General features: G+C 72.1%; 16 protein-coding genes. 12 read left to right on the forward strand and 4 right to left on the reverse strand.

What is annotated here, in order from left to right; genetic code table 11:
- Positions 1-29: 29 nt before the first annotated feature.
- Both BGO91_RS21490 and BGO91_RS21495 read right to left on the reverse strand, forming a co-directional pair.
- Positions 30-1,175 carry a Na+/H+ antiporter NhaA gene (locus BGO91_RS21490; RefSeq protein ID WP_290474773.1) on the reverse strand — a complete coding sequence of 382 codons (1,146 nt, stop codon included), beginning with the start codon at positions 1,173-1,175 and terminating at the stop codon, positions 30-32.
- Positions 1,176-1,279: 104 nt separating this feature from the next.
- The gene (locus BGO91_RS21495) at positions 1,280-1,648 is read right to left on the reverse strand and encodes a VOC family protein (protein WP_290474774.1); all 369 of its coding nucleotides are present in this window, start codon (positions 1,646-1,648) and stop codon (positions 1,280-1,282) included.
- A gap of 61 nt (positions 1,649-1,709) precedes the next feature.
- Here BGO91_RS21495 and BGO91_RS21500 point away from each other — a divergent pair, with 61 nt between their 5' ends.
- The 12 genes from BGO91_RS21500 (at position 1,710) to BGO91_RS21555 (ending at position 14,223) form a co-directional block, all read left to right on the forward strand.
- Positions 1,710-2,372 carry a MazG family protein gene (locus BGO91_RS21500; RefSeq protein ID WP_290474775.1) on the forward strand — a complete coding sequence of 221 codons (663 nt, stop codon included), beginning with the start codon at positions 1,710-1,712 and terminating at the stop codon, positions 2,370-2,372.
- A gap of 98 nt (positions 2,373-2,470) precedes the next feature.
- Positions 2,471-3,526: an iron-siderophore ABC transporter substrate-binding protein gene (locus tag BGO91_RS21505; RefSeq protein ID WP_290474776.1), complete on the forward strand. Its 1,056-nt coding sequence runs from the start codon at positions 2,471-2,473 to the stop codon at positions 3,524-3,526.
- A 4-nt stretch (positions 3,527-3,530) separates the two neighbouring features.
- Complete coding sequence (locus tag BGO91_RS21510; protein ID WP_290474777.1) at positions 3,531-4,592, forward strand: iron chelate uptake ABC transporter family permease subunit; 1,062 nt, start codon at positions 3,531-3,533, stop codon at positions 4,590-4,592.
- Positions 4,589-5,611: an iron chelate uptake ABC transporter family permease subunit gene (locus BGO91_RS21515; protein ID WP_290474778.1), complete on the forward strand. Its 1,023-nt coding sequence runs from the start codon at positions 4,589-4,591 to the stop codon at positions 5,609-5,611. The genes BGO91_RS21510 and BGO91_RS21515 overlap by 4 nt, the downstream gene beginning before the upstream one ends.
- A gap of 1 nt (position 5,612) precedes the next feature.
- On the forward strand, positions 5,613-6,413 hold the full coding sequence (locus BGO91_RS21520; RefSeq protein ID WP_290474779.1) for an ABC transporter ATP-binding protein: 801 nt from the start codon (positions 5,613-5,615) through the stop codon (positions 6,411-6,413).
- A gap of 329 nt (positions 6,414-6,742) precedes the next feature.
- The gene (gene hisS, locus BGO91_RS21525; RefSeq protein ID WP_290474780.1) at positions 6,743-8,035 is read left to right on the forward strand and encodes a histidine--tRNA ligase; all 1,293 of its coding nucleotides are present in this window, start codon (positions 6,743-6,745) and stop codon (positions 8,033-8,035) included.
- Positions 8,032-8,643, forward strand: a complete 612-nt coding sequence (locus BGO91_RS21530; RefSeq protein WP_290474781.1) for a DUF1349 domain-containing protein — start codon at positions 8,032-8,034, stop codon at positions 8,641-8,643. Before hisS ends, BGO91_RS21530 begins: the two co-directional genes overlap by 4 nt.
- Positions 8,644-8,771: 128 nt before the next feature.
- The gene (gene eno / locus BGO91_RS21535) at positions 8,772-10,052 is read left to right on the forward strand and encodes a phosphopyruvate hydratase (protein ID WP_021762363.1); all 1,281 of its coding nucleotides are present in this window, start codon (positions 8,772-8,774) and stop codon (positions 10,050-10,052) included.
- A gap of 400 nt (positions 10,053-10,452) precedes the next feature.
- The gene (locus BGO91_RS21540) at positions 10,453-10,935 is read left to right on the forward strand and encodes a septum formation initiator family protein (protein ID WP_290474782.1); all 483 of its coding nucleotides are present in this window, start codon (positions 10,453-10,455) and stop codon (positions 10,933-10,935) included.
- 10 nt (positions 10,936-10,945) lie between these two features.
- Positions 10,946-11,461 (forward strand): DUF501 domain-containing protein, encoded by a 516-nt coding sequence (locus tag BGO91_RS21545; RefSeq protein WP_290474783.1) that lies wholly within the window; start codon positions 10,946-10,948, stop codon positions 11,459-11,461.
- Positions 11,458-12,780, forward strand: a complete 1,323-nt coding sequence (locus tag BGO91_RS21550; protein ID WP_290474784.1) for a S8 family serine peptidase — start codon at positions 11,458-11,460, stop codon at positions 12,778-12,780. Before BGO91_RS21545 ends, BGO91_RS21550 begins: the two co-directional genes overlap by 4 nt.
- A gap of 39 nt (positions 12,781-12,819) precedes the next feature.
- The gene (locus BGO91_RS21555; protein WP_290474785.1) at positions 12,820-14,223 is read left to right on the forward strand and encodes an FAD-dependent oxidoreductase; all 1,404 of its coding nucleotides are present in this window, start codon (positions 12,820-12,822) and stop codon (positions 14,221-14,223) included.
- Between the two features lie 68 nt (positions 14,224-14,291).
- Here BGO91_RS21555 and BGO91_RS21560 read toward each other — a convergent pair whose 3' ends face one another.
- Both BGO91_RS21560 and BGO91_RS21565 read right to left on the reverse strand, forming a co-directional pair.
- Positions 14,292-14,876 carry a YigZ family protein gene (locus tag BGO91_RS21560; RefSeq protein ID WP_290474786.1) on the reverse strand — a complete coding sequence of 195 codons (585 nt, stop codon included), beginning with the start codon at positions 14,874-14,876 and terminating at the stop codon, positions 14,292-14,294.
- Positions 14,877-14,905: 29 nt separating this feature from the next.
- Positions 14,906-15,349 carry a MarR family transcriptional regulator gene (locus tag BGO91_RS21565; RefSeq protein ID WP_290474787.1) on the reverse strand — a complete coding sequence of 148 codons (444 nt, stop codon included), beginning with the start codon at positions 15,347-15,349 and terminating at the stop codon, positions 14,906-14,908.
- Between the last annotated feature and the right edge of the window lie 34 nt (positions 15,350-15,383).

The following is a 15,383-nucleotide window of genomic DNA, read 5'->3' on the forward strand; positions in this document are numbered from 1 at the left end:
CGCGGGACGGGGTTGCGCGCGGGACGGGGTTACGCGCGCGGGTGGAGGCGGCGGTAGCGGCGTGCGAGCAGCGACACCAGGATGCCGGCGAGCACGATCGAGACGCCGGAGCCGAGGAGCACGGCGAGCGTGCCCTCCGACCGCACGAGGTCGTCGCCGGCGAACGCCAGTTCGTTCATCAGCAGCGAGACGGTGAAGCCGATTCCGCCGAGCGCGCCGATCGCCACCAGGCCGAAGAGGGAGATGCGGGCGCGTTCCTCCTTGCTGCGGGTGAAGGAGCCCAGCCAGCCGCCGAGCGTGATGCCGATCAGCTTGCCGACCGGCAGGGCGATCAGGATGCCCCAGAAGGCCGGGGAGAGCTCCGACGGCGCGACCGAAGGGATGACGACGAGCGCCGCCGAGAAGGCGAACAGCGGCAGGATCAGCCCGTTCGACCACGGCTCCAGCGCGTGCGTGACCCGGCCGGCGGGCCGGCGGGCCATCACCAGGCCGAGGGCGACGCCGGCGATCGTCGCGTGCACGCCCGAGTCGTAGACCAGCCACCAGGTGAGCACGGCGATCAGCACCATCAGCACCGCGACGGGTCCGCGCATCCGGCCGCGCAGCATCCGGCTCAGCAGCCCGAACGCGGTCACGGTGACGGCCGCGAGCACGAGCTCCAGGATGTTCGGGTCGGTGGTGAAGAAGACGGCGATGATCAGAATGGCGATCAGGTCGTCCAGCACCGCGAGGGCCAGCAGGAACACGCGCAGCCGGTTGGGCAGCCCGCGGCCGAACACGGCGAGCACCCCGAGCGCGAACGCGATGTCCGTCGCGGTGGGGATGGGCCAGCCCGCCTCCAGCCCGCTGCCCGCGCTGAACGCGAGGTAGACCAGGGCGGGCACGGCGACGCCGGCCACTGCGGCGATGGCGGGATGGATCGCCTTCGCGAACGAGTTGAGCTCGCCGGCGACCAGCTCGTGCTTCAGCTCCACCGCGACGATGAAGAAGAAGATCGCGAGCAACCCGTCGCTGATCCAATGGCCCACGCTGAGGTCGACCGGGCCGAAGCCGAGGTGTGCGTGCTGGAGGTCGACGAGGGCGGGGCCGGCGGCGGTGTTCGCCAGCAGGAGGCCGAGGGCGGCGGCTCCGAGCAGGAGGCCGGCGGCGGTGCGTTCGGATCGGATGATGCTCATCGGGGTGAGGCCCTTCTCGCACCGGGTGCGGGGTGGGTGGGGCGGAGGAGCGACGCGATCACGTCACCCGCCGACCAGACTTCCCGGCACACCAGGCCCCGAGTCTACCGGAGGGGCGCGACGAGGCAGAGGAGGTGGCCGTCGCGGTCCCGCAGCACGGACTGCCTTTCGCGCCACGGCTGGTCGGCCGGCGGGTCGAGCACGGTGGCTCCGGCCGCGACGGCGGCCTCGGTCGCCGCGTCGACATCCGGCACCCCGAAGCTGACGGCGACACCGGCGTCGCCGGGCGTCGGCGTGCGTCGGTGGAGCAGCACCTGCGTCGCCGCGCCGGTCGTGTCGTCCGGGTCGGTCGTCAGCATCGTGAGGTCGTCCGCGGCGTAGAGCTCGGCGAGGCCGATCACGTCGCGGTACAGGGCGAGCGAGGCGGCGAGGTCGGTGACGGAGACGGTGACGCGGGCGATGCGGCTGGCCATGCCGTCAGCGTAGTCCGGGCGCGACGGTGAGAGGATGGGGGAGTCCTGAGGAGGAGCACCGATGACCGACACGGCCCCCAGCAAACTCGACGAGCTCGTCGCGGTGACGGCACGGCTCCGCGCTCCCGGCGGCTGCCCGTGGGATGCCGAGCAGACCCACGAATCGCTCGTGCAGTACCTCATCGAGGAGACGTACGAGCTGGTGGAGGCCATCGAGAACGGCACCCGCGAGGACATGATCGAGGAGCTCGGCGACGTGCTCTACCAGGTGCTGTTCCACGCCGACATCGCCGCGCACACCCCGGGTGAGGACTTCGACCTGCAGGATGTCGCGGCCCAGATGGCGGCCAAGATGGTCGGCCGTCACCCGCACGTGTTCGGCGGCGAACGCACGGCCGAGACGGCGGACGACGTCGTCGGGTTCTGGGACGACCTCAAGAAGGCCGAGAAGCCGGGCCGCACGAGCGTGCTCGACGGCATCCCGCAGGCGATGCCTTCACTGGCCCTGGCCGACAAGCTGCTGGGCCGCGCACAGAAGGTCGGGCTCATCGATCTCGCCGAGGGCGGGGGAGTGCCGGTGAGCAGCGAGGACGAGCTCGGCCCGCTGCTGCTCGCCATCGTCGCGTCGGCGAAGGCGCAGGGCCTCGACGCCGAGCGGGCGCTGCGGTCGACGCTGCGGGATCTGCAGGGCGAGATCCGCGAGCAGGAGGCGCTCGACGCCTGAATCGGCCGCCCTCGGGTGGTGACGGCGGGATGCTTAGGTTAGGCTTCCCTAATGTGTCGATCGACACGCCTTCCACCCCTCCCGAACCCAGGAGAGCCATGCTCGAAACCGCTCGCCGCGGCCGTCGCCGGTCGCGTGTCGCCCTGATCGCCTCGGCCGTCGTCGCCTCCGCCGCGCTCGTCCTCACCGGCTGCAGCGCCGGCAGCTCCGGCACCGAGAGCACCTCCGGCGGCGACGCGGGAGCCTTCCCGGTCACCATCGACAGCGCGCTGGGCAAGACGACGATCGACTCCAAGCCGAAGCGCGTCGCGACGTGGGGCTGGGGTGCGCAGGATGTGGTGCTCGCGCTCGGCATCGTCCCGGTCGCCATGCCCGCGTTCACGTACGGCGGCGACAAGGACGGCGTGCTGCCGTGGGACGCCGACAAGATCAAGGAACTGAAGGGCACGACCCCGCAGATCATCGCCTCCGACACCGGCGAGGTGCCGTTCGAGGCGTTCGTGAAGGCCAAGCCCGACGTGATCCTGGCCCCGTACTCCGGCCTGACCCAGACCGAGTTCGACACGCTCAGCAAGATCGCCCCCGTCGTCGCGTACCCGGACAAGCCGTGGGCGACCAGCTGGCAGGACCAGACCGCCATCGTCGGCAAGGCGCTCGGCCTCTCCGACAAGGCGGACGCCCTCGTCACGAAGACGAAGGAGAACGTGTCGTCGCTCGCCGCGAAGTACCCGGTGCTGAAGGACAAGACGTTCTTCTACGCCGCGGCCAACGAGCCGGGCCTGCTCAACGTGTACCGCGCCGAGGACCCGCGCGTGCAGCTGCTCAACGAGCTCGGCCTGAAGAACTCGCCGAGCATCGCCGCGCTGGACACGACCAAGGACGACGGCAGCTTCTTCTTCCAGCTCAGCTACGAGAACCTCTCGAAGATCGACACGGATCTGCTGGTGATGTACTTCGACAAGCAGTCCTCCGTCGACGCCTTCACGGCCGACCCGCTGGTCGCCGCGATGCCCACGATCAAGGAGGGCCGCTTCGCACCCATCGTCGGCGAGTCGTTCGTCGCCGCCACCAGCGCGCCCAGCGTCCTCGCCATCCCGTGGATGCTCGACAAGTACGTGCCGCAGCTGGCCGCCGCCGCCGACAAGGTCAAGTAGGCGGATGCCCGCGAGCGTCATCGCCGCCAGCGCCGGCCGTGCCGAGGGGATCTCCTCGCACGGCCGGCGCCGTCGGCGTCTGCTCGTGGGCTTCGTCGTCGCCGCGGTCGCCCTGGTCGCGGTGAGCGTGCTGAGCCTCATGGTCGGAGCGCGCACGATCGCGCCGGCGGACGTGCTCGACGCGCTGTTCCACTACCGTGCGAGCGACCCCGAGCACCTCGTCGTGATCGGCAGCCGGCTCCCGCGCACCCTGCTCGGCCTGGCCGCCGGTCTCGCCCTCGGGCTCTCCGGCACCGTGATGCAGGGGCTGTCGCGCAACCCGCTCGCCGATCCGGGGATCCTGGGCGTCAACTTCGGCGCCTCCCTCGCCGTCGTGGTGGCGATCGCGTACCTCGGCGTCACGAGCGCCTCCGGCTACGTCTGGTTCGCGTTCGCCGGGGCGGCGCTGGCCTCGGCGCTCGTCTACGCGGTGTCCTCGGCGGGACGCGAAGGCGCGACCCCGATCAAGCTCGCGATCGCGGGAGCCGCGGTGTCGGCGGCGCTCGGCTCGCTGATCACCGCGGTGCTGCTGACCAGCCGCGTCTCGCTCGACGCCATGCGGTTCTGGCAGGTCGGCGCCCTGGCCGGTCGCGGCTTCGACGTCTTCTGGCAGGTGCTGCCCACCCTCCTGGTCGGCGCCGTCATCGCCCTGGGCCTCGGCCGCGTGCTCAACGGTCTCGCGCTCGGCGACGATGTCGCCCGCGGTCTCGGCCAGCGCGTCGGGGTGGCGCGCGGAGCCAGTGCCGTCGCCATCGTGCTCCTGTGCGGGTCGGCGACCGCGGCGGTCGGTCCGATCGCCTTCGTCGGCCTCGTCGTCCCGCACATCGCCCGGTGGGCGGTCGGCGGCGACTACCGCTGGATCCTCGCCTTCTCCGCCGTCGTCGCACCGACCCTCCTGCTGGCGTGCGACATCATCGGCCGGGTCGTCGCCATGCCGGGCGAGCTGCAGGTCGGCGTCGTGATGGCCTTCGTCGGCGCCCCGCTCTTCATCGCCCTGGTGCGCCGGCGCAAGCTGGTCAGCCTGTGAGCGCCGTCACCGTCGACCGGCGCCGCCGCGCCGGTCGCGCCACCCGCGTGGCCGTGATCCTCGGCGCGCTGCTGCTCGTCGCCGCCGCCGTCTCCCTCACCCTCGGGGACGCGGGAGTCGCGCCGGAGGACGTGCTCGCCGCGCTCGTCGGCCGGGCGGACCGGCTCACCTCCTTCGTCATCCTGGACCTGCGTCTGCCACGCCTGCTCGCCGCCGCGCTGGTCGGCGCCTGCCTCGGCGTGTCGGGTGCGCTGATCCAGTCCGTGGCCCGCAACCCGCTCGCGAGCCCCGACATCATCGGCATCACCGCCAGCGCCAGTGCGGTCGGCTCGGTCGCGCTGGTCTGGTTCGGCCTCACCGGCCTCGCCCTGTCGGGCGTCGTCCTCGTGGGGACGCTGGTGGCCGCCCTGCTGATCTACGCGCTCGCCTGGCGCCGCGGCGTGAGCGGGTACCGCTTCGTGCTCGTCGGCATCGGGTTCGCCGCGATCGCCTCCGGCGTCGTCTCCTACGTGCTCACCAAGGCCGACCTCAGCGACGTCCAGAGCGCGCTGGTCTGGATCACGGGCAGCCTCAACACCGTCGGCGGCGTCTCCCTCGTGGTTCTCGCCGTCGGCGCTGTGATCCTCCTGCCGTGCGCCCTGCTGCTCGGGAGGCCGCTGGCGGCGCTCGGCCTCGGCGACGACACCGCCGCCGGGATCGGCGTGCGCGCCGAGCGCACCCGGCTGCTCGTCGTCGCGGTGGCGGTCGCGCTCGCCGCGCTCGCCGTCTCCGTCGCCGGGCCGATCGGCTTCGTCGCGTTCCTCGCGGCCCCGATCGCGCGGCGGCTCGTCGGCCGCGGCTCCCTGGCGCTCGTCTCGTCGGCGCTGGTCGGCGCCCTCGTGCTCCTGCTCTCGGACATCGTCGCCCAGTTCGCCGTGCCCGGCGTCGTGTTCCCGGTCGGGGTCGTGACCGGCATCGTCGGCGCCCCCTACCTGCTCTGGCTGCTCACCCGCACCAACCGAATCGGCCGAGGAGGCTGACATGACCGCTGCACACGAGCTCGTCGCTCGCGACCTGACCCTCTCGTACGAGGGCCGCGTCGTCGTGGAGGGCCTCGACCTGACCATCCCGCCCGGGCGGGTGACGGCGATCGTCGGGCCCAACGCCTGCGGCAAGTCCACCCTCCTGCGCGGTCTCTCCCGGCTGCTCGCGCCGGCCGGGGGATCCGTGCTGCTCGACGGCGCCGACATCCACTCCCTGCCGACGAAGCAGGTCGCCACCCGGCTCGGGCTGCTGCCGCAGACCCCGGTCGCGCCGGACGGGATCACCGTGGCCGACCTGGTGTCGCGCGGGCGCTACCCGCACCAGGGCTGGTTCCGGCGCTGGACGGCGGAGGACGACACGGCGGTGTCGGAGGCGATGGCCGCCACCGGGATCACCGAGCTGGCGGAGCGCTCCGTCGACGAGCTCTCCGGCGGCCAGCGCCAGCGGGTGTGGATCGCGATGGCGCTCGCGCAGCAGACCGACATCCTGCTGCTCGACGAGCCGACGACCTTCCTCGACATCAGCCACCAGATCGACGTGCTCGACCTGCTGCTCGACCTGAACGCCGCTCGCGGTGCGACCGTCGTCATGGTGCTGCACGACCTCAACCTCGCCGCCCGCTACGCCGACCACCTGGTCGCGATGCGCGCCGGCTCCATCGTCGCCGCGGGGGACCCGTCCGAGGTCGTGACGGCGGAGCTCGTGCGGGACGTGTTCGGCGTGGAGTCGGTCATCGCCAGCGACCCGGTGACGGCCACGCCGCTCGTCGTCCCGCTCGGGCGGCACCACCGCGTGTAGCGCGGGCAGAGTGCGGAACGGCTCGGCGTAGCCGGCAGCGCGTCCCGCCCGGTGCCGGCTGCCACTCGGGTGAGGGCGCCTATCGGCTCCACTCCTGGCCTGGGTCTCGACCGGCGAGCGGGGACGCGTTGCCAGCCTCGTCGTGTCTGGCAGCGAACATCGCGACCGTGGTCGGACGGATGCGGCTCATGCCAGGTCCAGCGGGACACCACCGAGTCGCGCCGGGGGCGCGGCATCAGGGTGGCAACGCCTGGAGTCTACGTCCGGGCCCCTTCGCCCGGCCATCCCCCCGGGAGGTGTCGCCGTGCCGCTCGTGGAAGAATCGAGGCATGGCCTCACCGATCACCCCGCCCCGTGGCATGCGCGACTTCCTCCCCGCCGAGAAGGCACGACGGGAGCACGCGCTGGGCGTGATCCGCCGCAGTTTCGCCTCCCACGGGTTCGACGAGATCGAGACGCCGGTCGTCGAGGATGCGGCGCGCCTCCACTCCGGCCTCGGCGGCGACAACGAGAAGCTCGCCTTCAGCGTGCTCAAGCGCGGCCTCGACGCCGACGACCTGCGCGCGGCGCTCGAGTCGGGCGACACCCTCGCGCTCTGCGACCTCGGGCTGCGCTTCGACCTGACCGTGCCGCTCGCCCGCTTCTACGCGACGCACCGCGGGGAGCTCCCCCCGGTGTTCCGCTCCATCCAGATCGCGCCGGTGTGGCGCGCCGAGCGGCCGCAGAAGGGCCGGTACCGGCAGTTCGTGCAGTGCGACATCGACATCATCGGCGAGGGCTCCCAGCTGGCCGAGGTGGAGCTGATCACGGCGACCGCCGCGACGCTGGACGCCCTGGGTCTGCAGAACTGCACCATCCGCATCAACGACCGCCGCATCCTGAACGGCCTGCTCGAGTACTGCGGCTTCGAGGAGTCGCGCTGGCCGCAGGTGCTGATCTCGGTCGACAAGCTCGACAAGATCGGCGCCGAGGGCGTCGTCGCCGAGCTGAGCGAGGGCGGCGCCGACGCGGCGGCCGTGCTCGGCGGCATCCTCGCCGGCCTCGAACCGCACCTGGCCGACGGCGGCGTGGAACTCACGGTGGAGGCGATCTCGCAGATCCTGCCGACGGGCGTCGACGCGGATGCCGTCGCGGCGCTGGAGGCGCTGGCCCACGCGCTCGACACCCTCCCGGACGGCGTGCGCCTGCGCTTCGACCCGACGCTCGTGCGGGGGATGGGCTACTACACCGGCACGATCTTCGAGATCGCGCACCCCGGCTCCGGCAGCTCCGTCGGCGGCGGTGGACGCTACGACGGCATGATCGGGCGGTTCCTCGGCACCGACGTGCCCGCGTGCGGGTTCTCGATCGGGTTCGAGCGCGTCGTCGACCTGATCGAGCTGCCCGACGACGAGGGCGCCGACTCGGTCGTGCTCGTCTACGACGCGGCCGTCCCACTGGACCGGCTGATGGCGGTCAAGTCGGCCCTCGTCGCCGAGGGACGCCGGGTGCGGCTCGACCGGCGCGCGAAGAACCTGAAGGGCGTGCTCGACCGGGCCGCCGCCTCGGGATACCGCTCCTTCGCGTTCGTGAACGCCGACACGGCCGACGCGGCGGCGCTCGAGATCAAGCCGCTGGGATGAGCGGCTGGGAGGCGGACAGCCCGCTCGCGATGCATCCGGTCGCCTGGGACGACGGAGCGTGGACCACGCCGCCCGCCGCCGTGGAGCACGACGGCGACGCCCTCGTCGTCACCGCCGTCGAGTCGAGCGACGCGTGGCGCACCACCTCGTACGGCTTCGTCCACGACACCGAGCACGCCCTCCTCGCGCCCTTCCCCTCCGGAACGGCGATGGAGGTGTCGTTCACCGGCGACTTCTCCCAGCAGTTCGACCAGGCCGGGCTCTTCGTGCGCGTCTCCGACGAGGAGTGGACCAAGGCGGGCGTGGAGTTCGCCGACGGCGCCCTCCAGCTCGGCGCGGTCGTCACGCACCGGTTCTCGGACTGGTCGGTCGCTCCGGTCGCGGCGTGGTCGGGAGCGCCCATCACGGTGCGGGTCAGCCGCTCGGGCGACGCGCTCACGATCCGGGCGCGTTCGGGGGAGGAGCCGTTCCGCCTCGTGCGGGTCGCCTACCTCGACCCGGACGCCACCGCCGAGGCCGGCCCGATGCTCTGCGCACCCACCCGCGCCGGTCTCGTCGTGCGCTTCGCGTCGTGGACGATCGGGCCGGCCGACCCGTCCCTCCACTAGCCGCTCCGGGCGGCGGCGCTCCGGCGGTCCCGCCATTCATCGCAAGCATCCAGCCGCGGGCACGGGCTGTTCACCCGGCTTCACTAGACTTGCGATGAAACCCATGAACTACCACTGAGGAGACTGTTGTGGCTCAGATCGAAGCTGTAGGCGCTCGCGAGATCCTGGATTCGCGCGGCAACCCGACCGTCGAGGTCGAGGTGCTCCTGGAGGACGGCACCGTCAGCCGTGCCGCCGTCCCGTCCGGAGCCTCCACCGGCGCCTTCGAGGCCTACGAGCTTCGCGACGGCGACAAGGACCGCTACCTGGGCAAGGGCGTCGAGAAGGCCGTGGACGCGGTCCTCGACGAGATCGGCCCGGCCATCGAGGGCTTCGAGGCCAGCGACCAGCGTCTCGTCGACGAGGCCATGATCGACCTCGACGGCACCGACAACAAGAAGCGCCTCGGCGCCAACGCCATCCTCGGCGTCAGCCTCGCGGTCGCCAAGGCCGCCGCGGACTCCGCCGACCTGCCGCTCTTCCGCTACGTCGGCGGCCCGAACGCGCACGTGCTCCCGGTGCCGATGATGAACATCATCAACGGCGGCGCGCACGCCGACACCGGCGTCGACATCCAGGAGTTCATGGTCCTGCCGATCGGCGCGGAGACCTTCTCCGAGGCCCTCCGCTGGGGCGTCGAGACCTACCACTCGCTCAAGTCGCTGCTGAAGTCGAAGGGCCTCAACACCGGCCTCGGCGACGAGGGCGGCTTCGCGCCCGAGCTCGAGCACAACCGTGCCGCGCTCGACCTGATCTCCGAGGCGATCGAGAAGGCCGGCTTCACCGTCGGCACCGACATCGCGCTCGGCCTCGACGTCGCCTCCACCGAGTTCTTCGAGAACGGCGTGTACCGCTTCGAGGGCCAGGACCGCACCGCGGCCCAGATGTCGGCCTACTACGCCGAGCTCGCCGCCGCCTACCCGCTGGTCTCCATCGAGGACCCGCTGGCCGAGGACGACTGGGAGGGCTGGGCCCACCTGAACGCCGAGATCGGCTCCAAGCTGCAGCTCGTCGGCGACGACCTCTTCGTCACCAACCCGAAGCGCCTCGCCCAGGGCATCGCCGCGAAGGCCGCGAACAGCATCCTCGTCAAGGTCAACCAGATCGGCACCCTGACCGAGACGCTCGACGCCGTCTCCCTCGCGCAGCGCTCCGGCATGACCGCCGTGCTCTCGCACCGCTCCGGCGAGACCGAGGACACCACCATCGCCGACCTCGCCGTCGCCACCGACGCCGGCCAGATCAAGACCGGCGCCCCGGCCCGCTCCGAGCGCGTCGCGAAGTACAACCAGCTGCTCCGCATCGAGGAGGAGCTGGGCGACGCCGCCGTCTACGCCGGCCGCAGCGCCTTCCCGCGCTTCACCGCGTAACGCACCCGCAGCACCCGAGGGCCCCCGTCGCGAGACGGGGGCCCTCGTGCGTTCACTGTGGAGTTGCTCACAGGCGGCGACGCGGGAGGGGCGCGCACGGGGTGGTGGGAGGTGATCGCCTACGATGAATGAGGGGCCGGCAGGCTCCGCGTCCGTGTCGTCCGTCCAGCCGGGAGGTGCCATGCCGAAGCGGCCAACGCTCCCGAACACGACGCCCGCGCCAGAGAAGCGCCCGGCGCCCGCGACGGCCCCGACCGCGAAGGCCGCGTCGGCGGGTTCGCCGACGAAACCGACGAAACCGGCGAAACGCTCCGCCCAGGCGAAGGCCGCTCAGCCATCCACGGCGCCGCGGAACCGGTCGTCCGCGCCGAAGCCCACGACGCACACGGTCGCCCCGGTCATGTCCGCGCCGACCGGCACCGGCCGCTGGCTGCGCGGCATCCACTTCTCCGCGTTCTCGCTGGTGATGATGGGCATCCTGGTGCTGGCGGTCGTGATCCTGGCCCCGACGCTGCAGGCGTTCGCGCAGCAGCGGTCGCAGATCGCCGATCAGCAGGCCATCGTCGACACGTTGAACAGCCAGGTCGATGCGGCGAAGGCGCAGCGCGCCCGCTGGAACGACCCCAGCTACATCCGCGCCCAGGCCCGCGACCGGCTCTACTACGTGATGCCCGGCGAGACGAGCTACCTGGTCATCGACGACCGCCCGCCCGCCGCCGCGTCGACCGATGCGCCCGTGAGCTCCAAGATCCAGCAGACGCACACCGACTGGGCCGGCTCCCTGTTCGGCTCGTTCATGGGGGCGGGCCTCACCGAGGCGACCCCGGCGCAGCTGAGCGGCCAGACCGGCACCCCGGCCCCGACACCCACCCCGACCAAGTGAGCACCGCACCATGACCAGACCGCCGTTCGACCCCGTGACCGACGAGGACATCGCCACCGTCAGCCGCCAGCTCGGCCGGCCCGCCCGCGACGTCGTCGGCATCGCCGCGCGCTGCGTCTGCGGGCGCCCCACCGTCGTGTCGACCGCTCCGCGCCTCGCCGACGGCACGCCGTTCCCGACGTTCTACTACCTGACCCACCCGGCGGCGACCGCGGCGATGTCGACGCTCGAGGCGACGCAGGTGATGAACGAGTACAACGACCTCCTGGCCGAGGACGAGGAGGTGCGCGCCCGGTACGCCGCCGCGCACGAGCAGTTCCTCGCCGACCGGGAGTCCATCGGCGTCGTCGAGGAGATCGCGGGCATCTCGTCGGGCGGCATGCCGACCCGGGTGAAGTGCCTCCACGCGCTCGCGGCGCACGCGCTCGCGGCCGGCCCGGGTGTGAACCCGATCGGCGATCTCGCGCTCGCCCGCGGCGACTGGTCGCCCGAGGTCTGCGAGTGTCAGGTCGACGTGACGGAATGAGCGCAGGCCTGGGGGGAGGCCGTACGCGCCGGGGACGGGCGCGACGCGGCACGCGCGGGGCGGGGCGGGCGCGCCGCTCGTTCGCGGCCGTAGCGGCCGCCGTGGCGCTCACTCTGGTCGCGCCCGCGCCGGCCCAGGCCGATCAGGTCCGCGATCTCGAGTACTGGCTCTCCGACTACGGATTCACCACGGCGTGGCAGACCACCCGCGGCGCCGGGGTGAAGGTCGCCGTGATCGACACCGGCGTCGACGGGAGCGTCCCCGACCTGGCCGGAGCGCTGGGTGCCGGGACGGACGTCTCCGGCGTCGGCGCCGCCAACGGCCAGAAACCGCTCGGCGACGGCGACGCCGCGAACCACGGCACCTGGGTGGCCTCGCTGCTCGCGGGGCGCGGCACTGGCGACGGCAACGGCGTTCTGGGCGCGGCCCCGGAGGCGACGATCCTCCCGGCGTCGGTGGCGCTCGGCAAGGCGATGGGATCGATCGGCAGCGACGACCAGATCGCTCAGGCGGTCCGCTGGGCGGTGGACAACGGCGCCAGCGTGATCAACATGTCCCTCACCCGCAACACCCTCGACTGGCCGACGAGCTGGGACGACGCCTTCCAGTACGCGTTCCAGCACGACGTCGTGATCGTCGCCGCGGCCGGCAACCGGGGGAGCGGGACGACCGAGGTCGGCGCGCCCGCGACCATCCCGGGCGTCCTCACGGTGGCGGGCGTCGACCGGCAGGGGCAGGCGAGCTTCGACGCGTCGTCGCAGGGCATCACCATCGGGGTCTCCGCGCCGAGCGAGCAGCTCGTCGGGGCGAACCCCGGCGGCGGGTACGTGCAGTGGGCGGGCACGAGCGGGGCGGCGCCCCTCGTGTCGGGCGCCGTCGCGCTCGTGCGGGCCGCGCATCCCGAGCTGAAGGCGGCCGACGTCATCGAGCGGATCATCAAGACGGCGCGCCCGGTCGCGGGAGCCGTGCCCAGCCCGATCTACGGGTTCGGGCTGCTGGACGCTGCGGCCGCCGTGACCGCCTCCGTGCCGCATGTGACGGCGAATCCGATGGGCGATCTGAGCGAGTGGATCCGCGTGCACCGCCGGGCGGAGATGCCGACGACACCCGCCCCGACCAGTGATCCGCAGGCGATTCCGGCCCCGGCGAAGCTCGCACCCGAACGCGCGGTAGAATGGACGCGGTTCTTTTGGCCGCAATGGAGCGTCCTCACCACCTTCTGGATTCCGTTCGCACTGATCACGGGTTTCGTGGCCCTCGTCGCCCTCGGCGGCACGGGCGCGTGGCTGCATTTCAGGCGAAGGGTGCGCAGGGGGTAGATTAACACCCATTGTTTCGTGTTGAGGAGACGCATCACTGTGCCCAAAATCCTGATCGTCGGCGGAGGCTACGCCGGTTTCTACACGGCGTGGAAGCTCGAGAAGCAGCTGCGCAAGGGTGAAGCCGAGGTCACCATGGTCGACCCGCTGCCCTACATGACGTACCAGCCCTTCCTCCCCGAGGTCGCGGCAGGCTCCATCGAGCCGCGTCACGCCGTGGTCGCGCACCGCCGCCACCTGAAGAGCACGAACGTCATCACGGCGAAGGTCACCTACATCGACCACGCCAAGAAGACCGCCACCATCCAGCCGCCCGTCGGCGAGGCGTACGAGTTCGCGTACGACGTCGTCGTGGTCACGGCCGGCGCGGTCTCGCGCACGTTCCCGATCCCGGGCGTCGCCGATCAGGCCGTCGGTCTCAAGACCATCGAAGAGGCCGTGTACATCCGCGACACGATGCTCACGAACTTCGACAAGGCCGCGACCCTCCCGGCCGGCCCCGAGCGCGACCGCCTGCTCACCACCGTGGTGGTCGGCGGCGGCTTCGCCGGCATCGAGATCTTCGCCGAGCTGCGCTCGTTCGCCAGCGCGCTGCTGAAGAACTACCCGGAGCTGTCCTTCGAGGACACCCACTTCCACCTGATCGAGGCCATGGGCCGGATCATGCCGGAGGTCAGCCTCCCGACCAGCCACTGGGTCATCAAGAACCTCGCCGAGCGCGGCGCCGAGATCCACCTCGACACGCAGCTCACCAGCGCGGTCGACGGCGTCATCCAGCTCTCGACCGGCGAGTCGTTCGAGACCGACCTCATCGTCTGGACCGCCGGCGTCATGGCGAACCCGACCGTGGTGCGTCACACCGACCTCCCGATCGAGGAGCGCGGCCGTCTGCGCGTGCGTGCGGACCTGCGCGTCGGCACCGACGAGGAGATCATCAAGGACGCCTGGGGCGCCGGCGATGTCTCGGCCGTCCCCGACCTGACCGGCGCCGGCGTCGGCGGCTACTGCGTGCCGAACGCGCAGCACGCCGTCCGCCAGGGCAAGCTGCTCGCCAAGAACATCGTCGCGGACCTCCGCGGCGAGCTCCCCCGCCAGTACGTCCACAAGAGCCTGGGCGCCGTCGCCGGCCTCGGTCTCGGCATCGGCGTGCTCCAGTCCGGCAAGCTCGCGTTCAAGGGCGTCCTGGGCTGGCTCGCGCACCGTGGCTACCACGGTCTCGCCATGCCGAGCTGGGAGCGCAAGTGGCGCGTCATCTGGGGCTGGTGGAACAACTTCTGGCTCGGTCGCGACATCGTGTCGCTCGAGGCCGTGCAGACCCCGCGTGCGGTCTTCGAGGAGTTCGCCTCCCGTCCGAAGCCGGCCGTCGAGGCTCCGGCCGAGCCCGCGAAGGCCCCGGCCGCGAAGGCTCCCGCCAAGGAGCCGGCCGAGGTCGCCGCCAAGTAGCACGACCCGTCTCGTCTCGAAGGCCCGGTTCCCGCAGCTGCGGGGCCGGGCCTTCGGCGTTGGTTCCGTCAATCTTCGGGTTGCGCGCGTCCGCCGGTGAGGTCGCGGATCGCGTCGACGGCCTCGGCGCTCCGCGCCTCCGGCAGCACGAGGGTGAGGCGCACCGATTCGCCGTAGGCCACGTCGGGCACGGTGAGACCTTCACCGTCCGCCCAGCGCCGGATGCGCTCGGCGTCCGCGTAGTCGGCGGTCACGGCGAGCGTGGTCTCCGGGATGCGTTCGATCACCTCGGCGTCGAGGAGCGCGGTGGCGATCGCGTCGGTGTAAGCGCGGACGAGTCCACCCGCCCCGAGCTTGACGCCGCCGAAGTACCGGACGACCGCGCCGAGCACGCCCTCGAGGTCGTGATGCCGCAGCACTTCGAGGATGGGGCGGCCTGCCGTGCCGCTCGGCTCACCGTCGTCTGACATCCCGGAGTGGCCCCCGGCCAGCAGCGCCCAGCAGACGTGCGTGGCGCCGGGATGCTGCGCGCGCAGCAGGGCGATCTGCTCGGCCGCCTCGTCCCGGCCCGCCACCGGGAGGGCGAAGGCGAGGAACCGGCTGCGGCGCACCTCCAGCACCGCCTGGGCGGGAGCGGCGAGCGTGTGCGGCATGCCTCCACGCTACGGGATGGGGCCGGGCGTCAGTCCTCGGCGATGCCGCCGAGGAGGTCGGCCGCACGGCGCAGCACGTCCCGCTCCTCATCGGTGAGCGCGGCCAGGCGCTCGCGGAACCACCGGTGCCGCTCCTCGCGCGCGACCGCGGCCAGCGCGTGCCCCTCCTCGGTCGGTGCGAACAGCACGCGGCGGCCGTCCTCCGGGTCCGGCGTGCGCACCGCGAGGCCGAGCGAGACGAGGCGATTCACCGTCTGGCTCATGGAGGCCGGGGTGACGCGATCGTTCTCGCTCAGACCGCCGAGGGAGGTCGGACCCGAGCGATGGAGGTGGCTGAGCGCGGACATCGCCGCGTCGCCCAGCTCGCCGTTCGCGCGCTCGGTGCGGAACCGCCGGTAGATCCGGGCGACCGCGCGGGTGAGCTTCTCGTCGAGATCCCGAAGGGCGTCGGTGCCGGTTGCGTCTGCCTCCATAAGTCTTTAGTATACCTAAAGAAGTAGTTAACAC

The organism is Leifsonia sp. 71-9, from assembly GCF_001898805.1.
In the GTDB taxonomy this organism is placed as follows: domain Bacteria; phylum Actinomycetota; class Actinomycetes; order Actinomycetales; family Microbacteriaceae; genus Leifsonia.